9 protein-coding genes, 2 tRNA genes and 3 rRNA genes are annotated in these 19,151 nt (G+C 51.0%); 2 read left to right on the forward strand and 12 right to left on the reverse strand.

Annotation, left to right across the window (positions count from 1 at the left end; all coding sequences use genetic code 11):
* The first annotated feature begins 90 nt into the window (after nucleotides 1–90).
* On the forward strand, nucleotides 91–2,814 hold the full coding sequence (locus LOS15_RS06840) for a cation-translocating P-type ATPase (RefSeq protein WP_263069080.1): 2,724 nt from the start codon (nucleotides 91–93) through the stop codon (nucleotides 2,812–2,814).
* Here LOS15_RS06840 and hrpB read toward each other — a convergent pair.
* The 9 genes from hrpB to msrP all read right to left on the reverse strand — a co-directional run bounded on the left by hrpB (nucleotide 2,811) and on the right by msrP (nucleotide 13,411).
* On the reverse strand, nucleotides 2,811–5,261 hold the full coding sequence (gene hrpB / locus LOS15_RS06845) for an ATP-dependent helicase HrpB (protein ID WP_263069082.1): 2,451 nt from the start codon (nucleotides 5,259–5,261) through the stop codon (nucleotides 2,811–2,813). The two genes, LOS15_RS06840 and hrpB, sit on opposite strands and share 4 nt — an antisense overlap.
* A 5-nt stretch (nucleotides 5,262–5,266) precedes the next feature.
* A complete protein-coding gene (locus LOS15_RS06850; protein ID WP_263069084.1) occupies nucleotides 5,267–5,926 on the reverse strand; it encodes a TetR family transcriptional regulator C-terminal domain-containing protein in 660 nt (219 codons plus the stop codon).
* Between the two features lie 339 nt (nucleotides 5,927–6,265).
* Nucleotides 6,266–6,381 (reverse strand): 5S ribosomal RNA (rrf, locus tag LOS15_RS06855).
* A 132-nt stretch (nucleotides 6,382–6,513) separates the two neighbouring features.
* Nucleotides 6,514–9,407: ribosomal RNA gene (locus LOS15_RS06860) — 23S ribosomal RNA — on the reverse strand.
* Between the two features lie 254 nt (nucleotides 9,408–9,661).
* A tRNA-Ala gene (locus tag LOS15_RS06865) sits at nucleotides 9,662–9,737 on the reverse strand.
* Between the two features lie 111 nt (nucleotides 9,738–9,848).
* Nucleotides 9,849–9,925, reverse strand: a tRNA-Ile gene (locus tag LOS15_RS06870).
* Between the two features lie 86 nt (nucleotides 9,926–10,011).
* A 16S ribosomal RNA gene (locus LOS15_RS06875) occupies nucleotides 10,012–11,544 on the reverse strand.
* Together the 16S, 23S and 5S rRNA genes with 2 tRNA genes alongside form the textbook arrangement of a ribosomal RNA operon.
* A 272-nt stretch (nucleotides 11,545–11,816) precedes the next feature.
* Nucleotides 11,817–12,425: a sulfite oxidase heme-binding subunit YedZ gene (locus tag LOS15_RS06880; protein ID WP_263069086.1), complete on the reverse strand. Its 609-nt coding sequence runs from the start codon at nucleotides 12,423–12,425 to the stop codon at nucleotides 11,817–11,819.
* 17 nt (nucleotides 12,426–12,442) lie between these two features.
* Entirely contained in the window at nucleotides 12,443–13,411 is a 969-nt protein-coding gene (gene msrP, locus LOS15_RS06885) for a protein-methionine-sulfoxide reductase catalytic subunit MsrP (RefSeq protein WP_263069087.1), read from the reverse strand.
* A gap of 277 nt (nucleotides 13,412–13,688) precedes the next feature.
* Between msrP and LOS15_RS06890 the strand changes: the two genes are divergently transcribed.
* A complete protein-coding gene (locus LOS15_RS06890; protein ID WP_263069088.1) occupies nucleotides 13,689–14,678 on the forward strand; it encodes a cytochrome-c peroxidase in 990 nt (329 codons plus the stop codon).
* A 67-nt stretch (nucleotides 14,679–14,745) separates the two neighbouring features.
* Here LOS15_RS06890 and LOS15_RS06895 read toward each other — a convergent pair whose 3' ends face one another.
* From LOS15_RS06895 to cydD, 3 genes are read right to left on the reverse strand one after another with little or no spacing between them, the layout of a single operon-like run.
* A complete protein-coding gene (locus LOS15_RS06895) occupies nucleotides 14,746–15,738 on the reverse strand; it encodes an adenosine deaminase (RefSeq protein WP_263069090.1) in 993 nt (330 codons plus the stop codon).
* Between the two features lie 21 nt (nucleotides 15,739–15,759).
* Nucleotides 15,760–17,481, reverse strand: a complete 1,722-nt coding sequence (gene cydC, locus LOS15_RS06900) for a thiol reductant ABC exporter subunit CydC (protein ID WP_263069092.1) — start codon at nucleotides 17,479–17,481, stop codon at nucleotides 15,760–15,762.
* Nucleotides 17,478–19,148 carry a thiol reductant ABC exporter subunit CydD gene (cydD, locus tag LOS15_RS06905; protein ID WP_263069094.1) on the reverse strand — a complete coding sequence of 557 codons (1,671 nt, stop codon included), beginning with the start codon at nucleotides 19,146–19,148 and terminating at the stop codon, nucleotides 17,478–17,480. The genes cydC and cydD overlap by 4 nt, the downstream gene beginning before the upstream one ends.
* Between the last annotated feature and the right edge of the window lie 3 nt (nucleotides 19,149–19,151).

Genomic DNA, 19,151 nt, shown 5'->3' on the forward strand with positions numbered 1-19,151 from the left:
TGCCTTACGTTTGCCATCCCCCAATTACTGCGCTGCAGCATATATTTCCCTATACTGTAGCCTGTATTGACACATCAACGGGGGCACGGAATGGCCAAAACACCACTACCTAATGAAATCACTGCTACGTGGCATAATATTGAAACTGATGACGCTATATCGTCATTGCAATCAAGCACCACCGGTTTATCCAGCCAAGAAGCCGAAACAAGGCTAACAACCCATGGCCCTAATCGGCTACAGCAAGAACAGGCACGGCCATGGTATCGACGCTTTGTTGATCAGTTTAACAACATATTGATGCTCATTTTGATCGTTGCCGCTGTTGCCAGCGCCCTAATGGGTCATCACCTGGATGCCGCTGCTATTCTTGGCGTAGTGGTAATCATTGCATTAATTGGTTTTTTTCAAGAAGGAAAGGCTGAGCAGGCTATTCAAAGCATACGCAATATGCTTTCTCCACAAGCTACGGTGTTGCGCAATGGTCAACGAACTGTTGTCGACGCGGAGACAATCGTTCCTGGCGATGTGGTACTGATTGAGAGCGGAGACCGCGTTCCCGCTGATCTCCGGTTAATAGAAGTAAAGCGTTTTTGCACTGATGAAGCTGCGCTTACTGGCGAGTCAATACCGGTTGATAAACATATCCTTCCTGTGTCTGCCAACGCCGATTTGGCCGAACGTAGCTCAATGGCTTATGCAAGCACCATTGTTGTTCAAGGCACAGCGAAAGGATTAGTCGTCGCAACAGGTACCCAGACTGAAATTGGTAAGATTTCTGAGTTAGTTCGCGGTGTCGAGCAGCTTAAAACGCCGTTGCTACGCCAGCTGGATCGTGCTGGAAGCATGCTCGCATTTTTTATATTAGGTGCCGCTGCACTCACAGCAGCCGTGGGAAGCCTTGTCCACAACCAACCTCTCGATGAAATGTTTATGGCCGCAGTAGGCTTGGCGGTAGCTGCTATACCAGAAGGTTTACCTGCCATTGTGACGATTAGCCTAGCCCTTGGCGTTCAGCGCATGGCAAAACGAAAAGCAATTATCCGACGTCTACCGGCTGTGGAAACCCTTGGGTCAATTTCGACAATTTTTTCCGATAAAACAGGTACGCTTACTCGTAACGAGATGACAGCGACGGCTATTTGGTTAGGTGACGCTCAATACGCCATTGAGGGTACCGGCTTTAATCCCGAAGGTAACATTCGGCCAATAGCGACTGACTCTGACTCTCAATCACAGCCTTCCTCTATTATTACTGAAGATCATCCGGCATTAAGCCACTTTCTAACGGTAGCTTCGCTTTGCAATGATGCCGAACTCTCTCAAAGTGGCGATGCGTACCATATTGTCGGCGACCCAACGGAAGGGGCACTTATTGTGGCTGCTGCTAAAGCAGGGTTGGAAATTCAGCCTCTTCGCGAGCGCCACCCGCGAATTGATGCGATTCCTTTTGAGTCTGAACATAAATACATGGCAACGGTGAACAAGCTTGATGATAGCCATAGAGTCTTAGTGAAAGGCGCTCCGGATCGGCTACTTGAGATGTCGAGCCATACGTTGAGCCAATCAGGGCTATCACCTATCGATCGCCAACAGTGGGAAGAACGGATTGAGGAGCTCTCCTCTCAGGGGTTGAGAGTACTCGCCATTGCAGAGAAAACATCGGTCGACTCGCAGTCGCTTGATCATCAACACATTCAACAGGATCTCACCTTTTTAGGCATTATCGGCTTACTCGACCCGCCGCGGGAAGAGGCAATCAACGCGGTAAAAGAGTGTCTGCGAGCAGGTATTCGTCCTGTCATGATTACTGGTGACCATGCTGCCACCGCACTTTCTATCGCTAAACAACTAGGTTTTTCACAGACAGAGCGTGTGGTTACCGGTCGCGAAATCGAAGCCATGAGTGATTCGCAGCTTGAAGAGGTAATTACGGATGTCGATGTATTCGCCCGTGCATCGCCTGAACACAAGTTAAGATTGGTTAAAGCTATGCAGGCACAAGGCGGTATATGCGCAATGACAGGCGATGGGGTCAATGATGGCCCGGCGCTTAAGCGTGCCGATGTTGGCGTAGCAATGGGCATTCAAGGCACAGAGGCTGCGAAAGATGCCTCGGAAATGGTGCTTGCTGACGATAACTTTGCCACGATCGTGAATGCGATCGCTGAAGGCAGAAAAGTCTACGACAACATTCGTAAAACAATTACCTTTATCTTACCAACCAATGGTGCGCAAGGTTTAGCTATCATGTTGGCGGTACTAGCGGGCACCAATCTGCCAATCACACCGCTTCAAGCGCTTTGGGTCAACATGGTAGTCGCTACCACTCTAGGCTTAGCCCTTGCCTTCGAAGAGAGTGAGCAAGATCTGATGCAACGCCAACCGCGAGACCCAAAAGCGGCGCTGCTCGATATGTTTTTACTGTGGCGAGTCATCTTTGTCTCATTGCTGCTGCTGGGCGGTGTTTTCAGCGTTTTTAGCTGGATTTTAACCCAGGGTGAAAGCATTGAATTAGCGCGCACGGCCGCTGTCAATATGCTGGTGGTTGGTAGCGCGGCCTATTTAATTAATAGTCGCTTTTTGATTAACAGCACGCTCTCCTTCCACGGCCTTTTTAGTAGCCGTATGGTTTGGTTGGCGATTGGCGCTATTATGCTTCTGCAGCTAGCATTCACCTATTGGTCAGTGATGCAGGCTATTTTTGCCAGCGAAGCATTACAACTGCAACACTGGTTAGCTATTTTGCTGTTCAGTCTCGTCATCTATGCATTAGTCGAAATAGAAAAGGCGGTGTGGCGCCGTCTGCGTTAATGCGCTGAGCCACTGCCCCGCTTTGTCTTGGCAGTGGCGTTCGCAGCTAGCGGATCACTAGGCCAAGGGTGCTTCGGATACCGACCACGCATCTCCTTACGCACTTCTGGGTAGCCATTCAGCCAAAAACTGCGCAAATCTTGAGTCACTTGTAGCGGCCTTTTGGCTGGTGAAAGCAGATGGACGAGCACTACAACATTCCCCCTGGCAACCGTAGGAGAGTCTTGCCATCCAAACGCTTCTTGCAGCTTAATCGCTAGTACTGGCGGGCAGCCATCTCGGCAGGGAGCGTAATCAAGCCTTACCTGACGGCCACTAGGCACATGTAACGACATAGGCACTAATTGCTCCAAAGTAGCCTGCTCTTCCCACTTCAACGACGCCCATAAATGCGTATGAAAAGGCATTTTTTCTAGCTGGCTCATGCGTGCCATACCCGCTAGGTAGGGTGAGAGCCATGTATCCAGCGCATTGACTAACGCTTCATCTGACCAGTCTGGCCACTGATCTGGAAAAAGACGATGGAGCAGCGCCATGCGGCCCTGCAGCTGCTTCACTTCTTTTGTGAACACTATCTCTGGACGTTGTTTCAGCCCACTAAGCAAGGCGTGCTGAACCGCCTCAGCAGGAAGCTCTCTGAGTGGACGAGAAGCTAACACCAGCTCTCCATGGCACTGAACGGCTTCGCCGACAAGCTTGCGTTGGGATTCTGACCAATAGATCCGATCCATCCACTGCTGGGCGCTCGGAAAACAATTACTTAATGTTGCTAGTGTCATCGACTCTGCCAAGTAAATTGCGGCCTCGCTTGAAGCACTTTCAAGACTCACTGCAACAAGGTAAGAGGCATTTGCCAGTGGGTGGCCGCTTGGCAACGTGGCCGTTTTTCCATTCGCCAATTTAAACCGGCCGTGCGTAATACGTTGGGCGACGCGATCCGGATAAGCCAGTGTCAGCAACACGCTCAGTGGCTCGTAACTAACATTACGAGGCAGCGTCGTCCCTGCTACTCTAGCCAAACGATCAGCCTCCTTTTGCCACTGAGGATAACGCGAAGGCCAGGCAAATCGCGGTGCTAAAGCCTCTTGTAAAGGGCCGTTCAAACGCTCTCCACTCTCTAATAGCGCTGCCACTCCACAGGCTAATGGCAGCGCACTGAGTGAAGAAGATCTTTCCAACATAACCGCTAATCGCGGCTCAACCGGCCAAAGTGCACTCTGCTTACCCAGCGGCGTAAGCTTGGCTGCCGAATCAATGATGCCTAGTTGCTCAAGCAGCGCCTGGCCACTTTGCCAAGCGCCCTTTGGCGGTGGAGTCATCCATGCCAGCGCGTCTGGTGACTGAACGCCCCAGACCGCGACCTCAAGTACCAGTTTGGATAAATCAGCCTGGGCTATTTCTGGCTCGCCATAGGCAACCAGCGGCTGCTCTTTGGGCCATAAGCGAAAACATATTCCTGGTTGCTGCCGCCCGGCACGTCCCCTGCGCTGATCCGCGCTGGCGCGATTAACACGTCGTGTGGTTAAGCGTGTTAACCCTGTACGCGGCTGAAATAGTGGCACCCGCTCCAGGCCAGCGTCGATAACCACATTGACACCGTTTACGGTGACACTGGATTCAGCAATAGCGGTTGATACAATCACACGTTGGCGCACTTCATGAGGCTTCAACGCAGCTTGCTGTGCTTCGATAGGCATTCGCCCGTGTAATGCACGCACTTCAATATTAGGCATACCACTCTCCAGCGTCTGCACTAGTCGAGTAATTTCAGCCACTCCGGGTAAGATAACCAGCGCATCGCGGGCATCTGGCCATGATAGAGCCTCACTTATCACGCGAAAAGCCGCCATTTCTAACGATTCGCTGCCGCGTGTAGGACGATACTGTGTTTCAACAGTGAATTGTCGCCCGCTGCTCTCAATGACGGGAGTATCGTTTCCCAACACATTTTTCAACGCGGCGACATCAAGCGTGGCCGACATCACAATAAGCCGCAGGTCATCGCGAATGCTCTGCTGTATATCCAGCGCAAACGCAAGTCCAAGATCCGCTTCAAGACTGCGTTCATGAAACTCATCAAAAATAATGCCTGCAACGCCTTCAAGGAGCGGGTCATCCTGCAGCATGCGAGTAAGCACTCCCTGGGTAACGACCTCTAAACGGGTTTGTGCACTCACTTTACTGTCACCGCGCATGCGATAACCAACCGTCTGGCCAACCGGCTCATTAAGCTGTTCTGCCATATAGCTGGCTGCTAACCGCGCCGCAACACGTCTTGGTTCTAGCAACAAAAGCTTTTGACCTTGCGTCCACAGGCTGCCAAGTAGTGTTACTGGTACACGGGTAGTTTTACCCGCTCCCGGCTGAGCCACCAAAATCAGTCGGTTGTGAGTATCCAATGCGGTTTGCAAAGCGGCTAGATGCGGCTCAATAGGCAAGCTAGACATAATCATTACGCGGGCATATTGCTAGACGGAGATGATTGCCGAATGCCACAGCCTTTTAAAATAACCTGCTCTAAAAACTGAGAGATCGACTCAATATCAGCTTCACTGAGCGTATTTTGTCCTAATATACCGCTTACTTGAGCACTATATTCTGTGTAATGCTGGGTAGATGACCAAATCAGAAATATCAGCCAGCGGGGATCAACATCATCCATCTTCCCCTGTGACGACCACTGGCGAATAATCGCCGCTCGTGAGGCTACCCACTCTTTTAATTCACCTGATAAGTAGTCACTTAGAAAGGGGGCGCCGGCCAAAATTTCTGCAGCAAATAGCTTTGAACCCTCAGGATAACGCTGTCCGAGCAGCATTTTGGTACGAATGAACTCACTCAGCACCTGCCCAGGATCACTTTCAGGGGTAATATCTTCAAGGACTGCATTCCAACGACTCATCATGCGATTTAACAATCGCACATACAGTGCCTGCTTGCTCCCCATGTAGTACAAGATATTGGCTTTGGGTAAACCTGCTTGGTCAGCAATCGCCTGTAGGCTCGCGCCGCGGTAACCGTGCTGAGAAAATACCTGTTCTGCGGCACTTAAAATGCTTTGTTCAATACGATCACGGCTGGCATTTTCATAGTTAGCGGTCTCAGCCGACATGGAGATAGCTCCTAAAATTTTTCAAGAATCGCTGGCATGGATAAAACAGCATACTGCACCAAATTGGAAATATGGTCTGCCTAGAACTGACGGAGCAGTGCTGGAACACGCATTTACTAAATGCTAACTTCCATCAGCTACACAGGAGCCACCGAAGAGTTTAAATCAATGAGCAATAACATCTACATAGGAAATAATGCTTTTTAGAGACGTTTTCGGCTAGATGGTAACAGCCACGACATAAGCAAGTTATTGTTAATTATAAACGCTTACCGTTATATATTTCTTCCAGACAAACAAAAAACCCAGCCATTTGGCTGGGTTTTTTGCGGTATAAGTGCCTGACGATGACCTACTCTCGCATGGGGAGACCCCACACTACCATCGGCGCTAAGCGGTTTCACTGCTGAGTTCGGCAAGGGATCAGGTGGTTCACGCTCGCTATGGTCGTCAGGCGTAACAGGTAATGCATATCATGCTGAACAGGTAATGCGTGTTTTGTGATCGTCTCTTGTCAGCAAGCGGCGTGGCTTGCTGCTGCGTATCCGGTTTTCGTTATCACTGCGACCAGACCCCTTGGGTGTTATAGGGTCAAGCCTCACGGGCCATTAGTACACGTTAGCTCAACGCCTTGCAGCGCTTCCACACCGTGCCTATCAACCAGCTGGTCTCGCTGGGCCCTTTAGGAGGCTCTAGGCCTCAGGGATGTCTCATCTTGAAGGGGGCTTCCCGCTTAGATGCTTTCAGCGGTTATCCTGTCCGACCATAGCTACCCGGCAATGCCACTGGCGTGACAACCGGAACACCAGAGGGTCGTCCACTCCGGTCCTCTCGTACTAGGAGCAGCTCTTCTCAAACATCCAACGCCCACGGCAGATAGGGACCGAACTGTCTCACGACGTTCTAAACCCAGCTCGCGTACCACTTTAAATGGCGAACAGCCATACCCTTGGGACCGACTTCAGCCCCAGGATGTGATGAGCCGACATCGAGGTGCCAAACACCGCCGTCGATGTGAACTCTTGGGCGGTATCAGCCTGTTATCCCCGGAGTACCTTTTATCCGTTGAGCGATGGCCCTTCCATACAGAACCACCGGATCACTAGAACCTGCTTTCGCACCTGCTCGACGTGTCTGTCTCGCAGTCAAGCACCCTTATGCTCTTGCACTCATTGCACGATGTCCGACCGTGCTGAGGGTACCTTCGTGCTCCTCCGTTACTCTTTGGGAGGAGACCGCCCCAGTCAAACTACCCACCACACACTGTCCTCGATCCGGATAACGGACCTGAGTGAGAACGCCAATGATGCCAGGCTGGTATTTCAAGGTTGGCTCCACCCGAACTGGCGTCCGGGTTTCAAAGCCTCCCAGCTATCCTACACAGGCAACATCAGCGTCCAGTGTGAAGCTATAGTAAAGGTTCACGGGGTCTTTCCGTCTAGCCGCGGGTACACCGCATCTTCACGGCGATTTCAATTTCACTGAGTCTCGGGTGGAGACAGCGTGGCCATCATTACGCCATTCGTGCAGGTCGGAACTTACCCGACAAGGAATTTCGCTACCTTAGGACCGTTATAGTTACGGCCGCCGTTTACCGGGGCTTCAATCAAGAGCTTCGCCTTACGGCTAACACCATCATTTAACCTTCCGGCACCGGGCAGGCGTCACACCCTATACGTCCTCTTACGAGTTAGCAGAGTGCTGTGTTTTTACTAAACAGTTGCAGCCACCTGGTATCTTCGACCGGTTCGGGCTGAGAGAGCAAGTCTCGTCACCCTACGCCGGCGTGCCTTCTCCCGAAGTTACGGCACCATTTTGCCTAGTTCCTTCACCCGAGTTCTCTCAAGCGCCTTGGGATTCTCACCCTGACCACCTGTGTCGGTTTGGGGTACGGTCGCACATGATCTGAAGCTTAGAGGCTTTTCCTGGAAGCGTGGCATTGATGACTTCGACACCGTGGTGTCTTCGTCTCGTGTCTCGGCCTTAAAGGGTCCCGGATTTACCTAAGACCCCAGCCTACTCACTTTCACCAGGACAACCAACGCCTGGCTCACCTAGCCTTCTCCGTCCCCCCATCGCAATCATGTCCGGTACGGGAATATTGACCCGTTTCCCATCGACTACGCCTTTCGGCCTCGCCTTAGGGGCCGACTCACTCTGCTCCGATTAGCGTCGAACAGAAACCCTTGGTCTTCCGGCGAGGGAGTTTTTCACTCCCTTTATCGTTACTCATGTCAGCATTCGCACTCGTGATACCTCCAGCGAACTTCTCAATTCACCTTCATCGGCTTACACGACGCTCCTCTACCGCGCATTCCTAAGAATGCACCCGTAGCTTCGGTACCTGGTTTAGCCCCGTTACATCTTCCGCGCAGGCCGACTCGACTAGTGAGCTATTACGCTTTCTTTAAAGGATGGCTGCTTCTAAGCCAACCTCCTAGCTGTCTGAGCCTTCCCACATCGTTTCCCACTTAACCAGGATTTGGGGACCTTAGCTGACGGTCTGGGTTGTTTCCCTTTTCACGACGGACGTTAGCACCCGCCGTGTGTCTCCCACGCTCGCACTCACCGGTATTCGGAGTTTGCCTCGGGTTGGTAAGTCGGGATGACCCCCTAGCCGAAACAGTGCTCTACCCCCGGCGGTGATACGTGAGGCGCTACCTAAATAGCTTTCGAGGAGAACCAGCTATCTCCGAGCTTGATTAGCCTTTCACTCCGATCCACAAGTCATCCAAATCTTTTTCAACAGATCCTGGTTCGGGCCTCCAATTGATGTTACTCAATCTTCACCCTGCTCATGGATAGATCGCTCGGTTTCGGGTCTATATCCAGCGACTGTGTCGCCCAGTTAAGACTCGGTTTCCCTACGGCTCCCCTAAACGGTTAACCTCGCCACTGAATATAAGTCGCTGACCCATTATACAAAAGGTACGCAGTCACAGAACAAGTCTGCTCCTACTGCTTGTACGCACACGGTTTCAGGATCTATTTCACTCCCCTCTCCGGGGTTCTTTTCGCCTTTCCCTCACGGTACTGGTTCACTATCGGTCAGCCAGGAGTATTTAGCCTTGGAGGATGGTCCCCCCGTCTTCAGTCAAGGTTTCTCGTGCCCCGACCTACTCGATTTCACATGATCAGATTTTCGACTACGGGGCTATCACCCGCTACGGCCACGCTTCCCAGCGTGTTCGCCTAATCAGTCTCATGCTTAAGGGCTGGTCCCCGTTCGCTCGCCGCTACTAGGGGAATCTCGGTTGATTTCTTTTCCTCAGGGTACTTAGATGTTTCAGTTCCCCTGGTTCGCCTCTTACGCCTATGTATTCAGCGCAAGATACTCAGCTTATGCTGAGTGGGTTTCCCCATTCAGAAATGCCCGGGTCACAGGTTGTTTGCCACCTCGCCGAGCCTTATCGCAGGCTACCACGTCTTTCATCGCCTCTGGCTGCCTAGGCATCCACCGTGTGCGCTTCATTGCTTGACCCTATAACCCGAAGGAGTCTGGGATTCACAATGATAACGATTGCCGGATACGCTTGAGACGTATCACAAAACAATTTACGTATAAACACTTCTTAGAAGTGTTTATGTCAGCATGATATACATTGTTAAAGAGCAGCTGTTCAATGAACAGTGATAAAGCAGTGCGTTAAAACACAGTGACTTATCAGTGGTCACAAAACATTCACAAACGGTCGTTAAGGTACTATAAAACGATACATATAAAACAGTACGTAATGGTGGAGCCAAGCGGGATCGAACCGCTGACCTCCTGCGTGCAAGGCAGGCGCTCTCCCAGCTGAGCTATGGCCCCATCGTTTTTGCTGACCTTACCTCTTGCCATTAATTTCTGTGAGACAAGGTAAAATGCAATGACGTATAGCCTGCTATACGAGGAGCATTTTAACGTAGTATCGCAGGAATTTGGTGGGTCTGGGCAGACTTGAACTGCCGACCTCACCCTTATCAGGGGTGCGCTCTAACCAACTGAGCTACAGACCCAAGAGGGGATCGTGCTTAAACCGTTTGCTCTACTATCTGATCAGGTAATTCATTGTGAGCGCTTACCGCGAGGATGATGCATCGCTTAAGGAGGTGATCCAGCCGCAGGTTCCCCTACGGCTACCTTGTTACGACTTCACCCCAGTCATGAACCACACCGTGGTGATCGCCCTCTTGCGTTAGGCTAACCACTTCTGGTGCAGTCCACTCCCATGGTGTGACGGGCGGTGTGTACAAGGCCCGGGAACGTATTCACCGTGACATTCTGATTCACGATTACTAGCGATTCCGACTTCACGGAGTCGAGTTGCAGACTCCGATCCGGACTGAGACCGGCTTTTCGGGATTAGCTCACTCTCGCGAGTTGGCAACCCTTTGTACCGGCCATTGTAGCACGTGTGTAGCCCTACTCGTAAGGGCCATGATGACTTGACGTCGTCCCCACCTTCCTCCGGTTTGTCACCGGCAGTCTCCTTAGAGTTCCCGGCATTACCCGCTGGCAAATAAGGACAAGGGTTGCGCTCGTTACGGGACTTAACCCAACATTTCACAACACGAGCTGACGACAGCCATGCAGCACCTGTCTCTGCGTTCCCGAAGGCACCAAGTGATCTCTCACAAGTTCGCAGGATGTCAAGAGTAGGTAAGGTTCTTCGCGTTGCATCGAATTAAACCACATGCTCCACCGCTTGTGCGGGCCCCCGTCAATTCATTTGAGTTTTAACCTTGCGGCCGTACTCCCCAGGCGGTCGACTTATCGCGTTAACTTCGCCACAAAGTGCGCTAGGCACCCAACGGCTGGTCGACATCGTTTACGGCGTGGACTACCAGGGTATCTAATCCTGTTTGCTACCCACGCTTTCGCACCTCAGTGTCAGTGTCAGTCCAGAAGGCCGCCTTCGCCACTGGTATTCCTCCCGATCTCTACGCATTTCACCGCTACACCGGGAATTCTACCTTCCTCTCCTGCACTCTAGCTTGACAGTTCCGGATGCCGTTCCCAGGTTGAGCCCGGGGCTTTCACAACCGGCTTATCAAGCCACCTACGCGCGCTTTACGCCCAGTAATTCCGATTAACGCTTGCACCCTCCGTATTACCGCGGCTGCTGGCACGGAGTTAGCCGGTGCTTCTTCTGCGAGTGATGTCTTTCCTAGGGGGTATTAACCCCTAGGCGTTCTTCCTCGCTGAAAGTGCTTTACAACCCGAGGGCCTTCTTCACACACGCGGCATGGCTGGATCAGGGTTGCCCCCATTGTCCAATATTCCCCACTGCTGCCTCCCGTAGGAGTTCGGGCCGTGTCTCAGTCCCGATGTGGCTGATCATCCTCTCAGACCAGCTACGGATCGTTGCCTTGGTGAGCCATTACCTCACCAACTAGCTAATCCGACATAGGCTCATCCAATAGCGGGAGCCGAAGCCCCCTTTCTCCCGTAGGACGTATGCGGTATTAGCCTGGGTTTCCCCAGGTTATCCCCCACTACCGGGCAGATTCCTATGCATTACTCACCCGTCCGCCGCTCGTCAGCATCTAGCAAGCTAGATCTGTTACCGCTCGACTTGCATGTGTTAGGCCTGCCGCCAGCGTTCAATCTGAGCCATGATCAAACTCTTCAGTTTAAAATCATTGTGATGCTTACCTGTCACTTGAAAGCAACAGAAGCGCATCAAACTTGGCTCAAGGTTCAAACGAATTCAAAAGATGTGAACATCTTTCTTGTGCGCCTGCCTTGATATTTGGTGATTTATCACCCTCATCGGCAAGCGCCCACATGAATTACCTGATCAAATTGTTAAAGAGCTTTCGAAGGCTGCTGCCGTTCGATCTGTGCATATAATACCGGTTTTTTTTCTCTGGTCAAGCACATAGCTCAGTTTTTTATTACTCGTTTTTACTGACGATGAACCCATGCATCAACGAGCCGAAAAAAGACCAATCCAGCTAATAATAAAGCAAATAAAGTAGGCAGCAGATAATCTGCACGAGTGAGAACCCACAGGTGATATACCCCAAGTCCTGCAGAGATATAGATCAACCGATGCAACCAGTGCCAAGCTTGCCAAGCTTGCCAGCCTATCTTAGCAGGCACCCAATGAAATGAGGTTAAAGCCAATGGTATAAGTAGCAGCAGAGCTACAGCGCCATAGCGTATATATTCAAGAGCGATCATTTCATGCCAAATCCACTGCCACTCCCAGTACTGATACAACCCCATCCATGAGAGCATATGCAAGGTTAGCCAAAAAAAAGACCACAGACCAATTTGACGGCGCGCCTTCATAATTCCCAGCCAGCGTGTCAGCCGAAACGCTGGGCTAAAAGATATCGTTACTAATAGCAGCGACAGTCCAACCTTTCCAGTGAAGTGGATCACGGCTTCCGCTGGATTTGCGCCTAGGTCCCCAAAGTACCACTGCCATATTAGCCACAAGCCCGGTAACAGACCGGCTGCTAACACGCTAAGGCGGAACAACGCTATTGGCTGTGCATTAACTGCCATAAATTACTCACTGCTTATCAATAATGTTTTTGAAGATCCATACCTTCATAGAGATGAGCTACTGCTTCACCATAACCATTGAATATCAACGTTTCCCGACGGCCTGACTCACCAATTCTACGCTCTCTTGCCTGCGACCAACGGGGGTGATTAACCTCAGGGTTTACATTGGCGTAAAAACCATACTCTTCAGGATTACGCGCTTGCCAGGACGTCGTAGGTTGCTCCTCCCGAACACGTATTTTAGTAATGGATTTAATGCTTTTAAAACCGTACTTCCATGGCACAACTAACCGAAGGGGCGCACCGTTTTGATTAGGCATTTTTTCTCCATACATACCCACTGCTAGCAGTGTTAGGGGATGCATTGCCTCATCAATACGCAGCGCCTCCCGATATGGCCAATCGATAACGGAGCGACGCTGCCCTCTTAGGTTATCTGGATCATACAACGACTCAAATTCAACATAATTAGACCGGGACGTTAGGCCTTGGTGGTTAAGCAGAGCCGCCAGAGGTATTCCAATCCAAGGAATCACCATCGACCATGCTTCAACACAGCGTAATCGGTAAATACGCTCCTCCAAAGAGTGACGCCTGAGAATATCCTCAAAAGGTATAGCCCCTGTGTTATTTAGCTCACCTTCTAAAACGACGCTCCAGGGATCAACCGGCAAATTATGAGCATACACTTCCGGGTCTCGCTTCCCTGTGCCGAATTCGTAGAAGTTATTATATGTGGTGGCATCTCGAAAGTCGGTTAGCGCTTCACCACCCGCCAGTTCCTGGCGCGGCAGATCACTTTCAAGCGCAGGCTTGAGCACATCAGCCCAAGCATGCGCATTTTTGGGGAGAAGCATACTGGGGAAAAGCAAGGCACCAGCTCCGGCAGCAAAGCTCTGGCGCAAGAAGTGGCGACGATTATCGAAAACTGACTTAGGCGTTACTTCTGATTCAGGAATAGCAGGATATCGATAACGCGGCATACTACCTCCGTGCCATTAAGGCAGCTAAATTACATTTTCAATCAGGGTATCTCACACCCTCCTCTCCTATCCCCCTGCAGCTTAGAACAAACCTTAAGTTTTAATAAAAATTGCAACAAACATTGACCCAGCGCAAGCCACCCGATTACCCGACCATTACACTCGGTTGAAAATAAGCACTAAAAGCACCTATTTTGATTAAGGGTAGATTAGCAAGCAGTAAGACTAGCCAATATAAGTGCTATTTATGAGTGCTACTCAAGCAGGGGGATCATCAATGAAAATGACGCAAAAAATTCTGCCCGGCATTATTGCCAGCGCAGCTTTAATATCCACTGGCGCCGTCGTTGCAGAAGACGGCTTTGAGGATTATCGAGCCCGTTTTGAGGCGCTGCCATATTTGCCGCCTATTCCAGCGAGCAACTCACTTAGCGAAGAAAAAGTTGAGCTGGGTAATATGCTGTTTTTTGAGCCGCGAATTTCTTCTAGCGGTGTCATTAGCTGCGCTACCTGCCATAACCCAGCTCTAGGCTGGGCTGACCGCATCCCTCGTGCAGTGGGCCATGACGGACAAGTAGGAGAGCGCAACACCCCAACCGTTCTAAACAGTGGTTTTTTTGAAGCACAGTTCTGGGATGGTCGTGAACCAGATCTTGAAGGGCAAGCGCTTGGCCCTATCGAAGCCGATGTCGAAATGGCGATGGATCTTGAAATGGCACTGGAACGCTTAACGGAATTTGATCTCTACCAGGAAAAATTTGCTGAAGCCTACCCTGACGACGAAGATCCAATCAGTGCCGATAACCTAGCCAAAGCGCTTGCCTCCTTCCAGCGCACACTTAATACACCAAATTCGCCGTTTGACCGCTACTTACGCGGTGACCTAAACGCCATTAGCGATCAAGCAAAGGATGGCATGGCAGCGTTTGTAAATAATGGGTGTATCGCTTGCCACAGTGGACCAGCACTAACAGATAGCCGTTTCCACGCAATCCAGGTGCCAGGCTCTACAGACCTAGGCCGCTACGTGGTGACAGGGGAAGAGAGCGACAAATACCGTTTTAAAACACCTACGCTTCGAAACGTCGCCGTTACCTACCCCTATATGAATAACGGTGCTACTGAAACGCTAGAGCAAGCGGTCGCCATCATGGGAGAAGAGATGCTAGGCCGCGAATTTGATGATGCCACGATTAGCGACATTACTGCGTTTTTGCATACGCTCACAGGCGAAATGCCTGACTTCGAAATCCCTGCACTACCCTAGTGCTGATAAGATAATGAACTATACAACTGCCGGCCTTGCGCCGGCAGTTGGCTTCCATGCATATAATTTATGCATTCATTAAACGCTGCATCAGTAATTCACGGCGCGCTTCCGTTGTGAATGCTTCTTCGATCGCATGACGATTTAGCGTACGAAAAACATCTTCGTCCCAGCCAAATGCTTCAGCACACGCTAAATGGTTTGTAAGTAAACCACCTCCAAAATACGCTGGATCATCTGAACTGATCGTCACTTTTAATCCTTCCGATAGCAACCTAGGGAGCGGGTGGTCGCTTAATTGCTCAACCACTTTCAGGCTAACGTTTGAGAGCGGGCAGACGGTTAGTACCGTCTGCTGCTCTCGAAGGCGTTGAATAACAGCGTCACTCTCCAAACAGCGCACACCATGATCAATACGCTGCACATCAAGTATATCGAGCGCCTCAACAATATAGTCAGCTGGGCCCTCCTCACCTGCATGAGCCACACGCACTAAGCCGACATCCTTCGCACGCGCAAACAGTGTTTGAAACTTGGAGGGTGGGTTATCACGCTCCGCACTATCTAAGCCAATCGCGTCAAGAAACTTCCAATAGGGAGCAGCCTGCTCAAAAACGTGCAACGCTTCATCCTCTGGACGATCCCGAAGGAATGCCATGATCATGCCAACAGACAAATCTAGCGACTTTTCAGCATCATCTTTCGCTTGTAACAGACCTGCCATCACAACTTCAAGCGGAACCCCGCGCTGCAAGTGCGCTTGTGGGTCAAAGTGCATATCGATATGCACCACGCCCTCTTCTCGTGCTCGTTTAAAGTAATCCATCGCCAAATCATAAAAGTCCTGCTTATTGCGCAGTACATCCATGCCCTGGTAATAGAGATTTAAAAATCCCTGTAGATCATCAAACTGATAAGCAGCTTTGACATCTTCAACCGTTGCATAAGGCAGCTTGATATTATTCCTCTGCGCAAGCTCAAACATGAGTTCAGGCTCAAGAGAGCCTTCAATATGCAGATGTAGCTCTACTTTTGGAAGCTGGCGTAAAAATTCATGCATATCGAACTCCTTGTGGATCGCTTAAGTCACTGAGCTATTGATGCTAGTATCAGTAATTAGCTGACCTTCATCAAGCCGCCAGTAATATTCAACTCCTGGTAATAACGCTGCATCGTCTATTTGATGAATAAAATAAATCACTGTTTTTTGGCGAAGCCACTGATCTAAAGCACCCGCTATGTGCCGTGCCGTTTCTGCATCCACACCAGCAAAAGGTTCATCCAGCAACACGACGCTTGGACTACGCAAAAACAAGCGCGCCAAGGCCACCCGTCGTGCTTGTCCACCGGAAAGCTGCTGCCCTTTTTCACCTACCGGAGTTGCCAGCCTCCGTGGTTGGCGCTGTGCCCAGTCGCTTAACGCTACTTGATCCAACGCATTCCATAGCTGCTCATCACTTGCGTTGGGATTAGCAATACGTAAATTGTCTGCCAGTGAGCCATCGAAAAGATCCACCTGCTGAGACAGCATGGCGAAACGGGCTGCACGGCTATCTTCTGTCAGCTCAGAGGGAGCAACGCCTGCAAAGCTGACATTCCCCGTAGAGGGCGATACACGCCCCATTAGCAGCTGTGCAAGTGTTGATTTACCAGCGCCAGAAATGCCTGTGATCACTGCTCGCTTCGCTGTAGGAAGCTCCAATGAAACCTCTCTCAAAGCAGGCTCAAGCATGCTGGGATAGCAATACGAGACGTCTTTAACGCACAGTGAATGGGCTTGGTGCTCGGTAGGAAAGACGACTGATGACGGGCTAACTGTATTCGCCGATAACATATTAAGCCGCTGAACCGCCGCATAGCTTGCCCCTAGCTTAATAAAAGCAGCAGGCAACAAGTTAAACGCTTCATTGATACCCAAAATGATCAATACAACCATTACCATAATTGGTCCGTTGACACGCCCTTCAACCAAAGCAATGCTGGCAAGCCACAATACGGCCAATAACAGCATGCCGGTCACAAGGGAGACCAATGCATTACCTAACGCTGATTTAAGCGCTAAGCGTCGGTGGTTAGCGGCAGCATACGCTTCATGACGGGAAATTTTCTGCTGATGCCAAGCACTCGTGCCGTAACTCATCAGCTCTGCAGACGCTTGAACTTGATCAAGTACCAAGTGGCGTAGCTCTCTTTGATCGCTTACCTGCTGGTAACTGTTGGAAAATCCAAACCAGGCATAGCCCAACGTAATAATCAGCCATAGCAGACCTAATGAGACAGCAACCACCAGCGCAACGCCCGGCAACCAAATAGCGATAAAAGCTGACACGGCGAGTAAGCACAATAGCGCAACAAGGGGCGGAATCAGGAGGCGAAGATAGAAATTATCCAGAGTATCGATATCTGCCGTTAAGCGGCTCAACCAGTCGCTAGCGCGACGGCGACGTAAACTGGCATCGTCAAGGTGCGTCAAATATCCGAACACCCGAAAACGTAGATCCGCCAGCAGCGTTAATACCGTATTGTGGTTATAAAGACGCTCTACGTAACGCGCAACCGTCCGTAACAAGGCAAAAAAACGAATGCCGCCACCGGGCACATAAATATCTAAAGAAGAAGGCAGCCCTGCGGCTAATGCGATGCCCGCTAGGGCGCAGCAAGCGATAAACCACCCCGATAAACCGAGAAGAGAAAGGCCCGCCAGCAGAGTGATCCAGACCAGCAGAGCGCCAAGCAAAAAGCGTTGACGGCGACGCAACAAGAGAGCCAGCCAAGGCTTGAACTCACGGTAGATAGGCCTCATGCGACCACCTCATCGAGCTTACCTGCTTCACATATGAAGTAACGATTAGCCACGTTCACGATGGCAGGATGATGAGTTGCAATCACCAGCGTTCTCCCCTCTCTGGCCCATTCAAGCAGCGCTTGAACAACGACCTCTTCCGTCGATGCGTCCAAATTTGCCGTTGGCTCATCCAATACTATTAACGACGCTGTACTTAAATAAACACGAGCAAGGGCAAGCCGTTGAGCCTGCCCACCCGAAAGGCCAACCCCCCGCTCACCAATCATGCTTTCGAGCCCGGCGGGTAATGCCTCGAGTAATGCAGTCAATCCTGCCCTGTGCAATGCCGCCACCATCGCTGACTCACTCACTTCTGGATTAGCTAATCGGAGGTTGTCCGCCATACTGCCTTGAATAATGCAGGGGTTTTGGTCAAGCCACGCCACTTTTGATGACCGGCGCCGATACTCCCCACTGACTGGCACCATAAATCCTGCCAAAACCGCTAACAAAGACGACTTACCGCTTCCCGACGCTCCCGTGATGGCCACAACATCACCGCCAACAACCCTCATATTTACACCTTGAAGAGAAGGTTCCCGCTCGGCATACCCCACACTCACACAGGCTAACTCGCACTCCACGCATTGCGCCTGAGGTGCCGATATATGATGAGGAACCAATGGTGGCTCATTAAAAATTGCAACGATGCTTTCTGCCGCCCCTAATGCTGCCGCACGATCATGATAGTGCTGGGAAAGCGTGCGTAGAGGTTGAAAGAATTCAGGCGCCAAGAGCAGCACGGCTAAACCACTGAATAGTGTAAGCGATGGCGAAGGGCCGTAATCGATATAACCCAGTAGACCAAAGCCTACATACATAGCAACGACCGCAATCGCGACAGACGCAAAGAACTCAAGCACCGCAGAAGATAAAAACGCCAGTCGCAAAGTGCGCATACTTAAACGGCGATACTCATCGGTGGCATACCACACCGCTTGCTGAGCAGAGCGAGTGTGACCAAAAAGCTGCAACGTCGTCATGCCGCGCACACGATCAATAAAATGAGCGGATAAGCGTGAAACTGCCGCAAACTGATCTCGATTCAAACGCTCAGCCCCCATGCCTACCAAAGCCATAAATAATGGGATAAGCGGCGCCGAAAGGAGCAGAAAAATAGCGACTAAATAATCGAGCCACCCCACAACGCAGGCTATTAGCAGCGGCAAGGCAACCACAATACGCAGCTGAGGGTAAAAGCGAGCGAAGTAGCCATCTAACGCATCAATATGCTCCACAGCCTGAGTAGCTAGCGCGCCACTTTGCCGCTGCGTTAACCAAACAGGCCCCAGTTTCGCGATCTTCGCTAACAGTTCGGCTCTAGCAAACTGACGAATTCGAAGGCTGGCCTCAGCACTTAAGGCTTCTTGCCCCCACAGGAAAAGAGCGCGAAGCACTACCGCTAGGGCTAACCCGCCAAATAGCGGCAAAAGCTCCGTAAGTGAACGGTGATGAATCACTAGCTGATCAATAAACCAGGCTAACCCCACTACCAGCGCCACGGTTTGAATACCGGCTAGGACACCGCAAACTGCTGCCCCCGCTAGCCGGTAGCGCTCTCGTTGAGCGAGTATTTTCAGCCAGTAGCGGGGCGCAATATGTCGCGTTTCATTTTGATCAGGCATAGG

Origin of the sequence: Halomonas sp. 7T (genome assembly GCF_025643255.1) — a bacterium.
GTDB lineage: Bacteria > Pseudomonadota > Gammaproteobacteria > Pseudomonadales > Halomonadaceae > Vreelandella.

Coding starts and splice junctions, on each gene's coding strand:
- hrpB (WP_263069082.1), bottom strand. CDS start 5,261: ATGTCTAGCTTGCCTATTGAGCCGCATCTAGCCGCTTTGCAAACCGCA.
- msrP (WP_263069087.1), bottom strand. CDS start 13,411: ATGCCGCGTTATCGATATCCTGCTATTCCTGAATCAGAAGTAACGCCT.
- LOS15_RS06890 (WP_263069088.1), top strand. CDS start 13,689: ATGAAAATGACGCAAAAAATTCTGCCCGGCATTATTGCCAGCGCAGCT.
- LOS15_RS06840 (WP_263069080.1), top strand. CDS start 91: ATGGCCAAAACACCACTACCTAATGAAATCACTGCTACGTGGCATAAT.
- cydD (WP_263069094.1), bottom strand. CDS start 19,148: ATGCCTGATCAAAATGAAACGCGACATATTGCGCCCCGCTACTGGCTG.
- LOS15_RS06880 (WP_263069086.1), bottom strand. CDS start 12,425: ATGGCAGTTAATGCACAGCCAATAGCGTTGTTCCGCCTTAGCGTGTTA.
- LOS15_RS06895 (WP_263069090.1), bottom strand. CDS start 15,738: ATGCATGAATTTTTACGCCAGCTTCCAAAAGTAGAGCTACATCTGCAT.
- LOS15_RS06850 (WP_263069084.1), bottom strand. CDS start 5,926: ATGTCGGCTGAGACCGCTAACTATGAAAATGCCAGCCGTGATCGTATT.
- cydC (WP_263069092.1), bottom strand. CDS start 17,481: ATGAGGCCTATCTACCGTGAGTTCAAGCCTTGGCTGGCTCTCTTGTTG.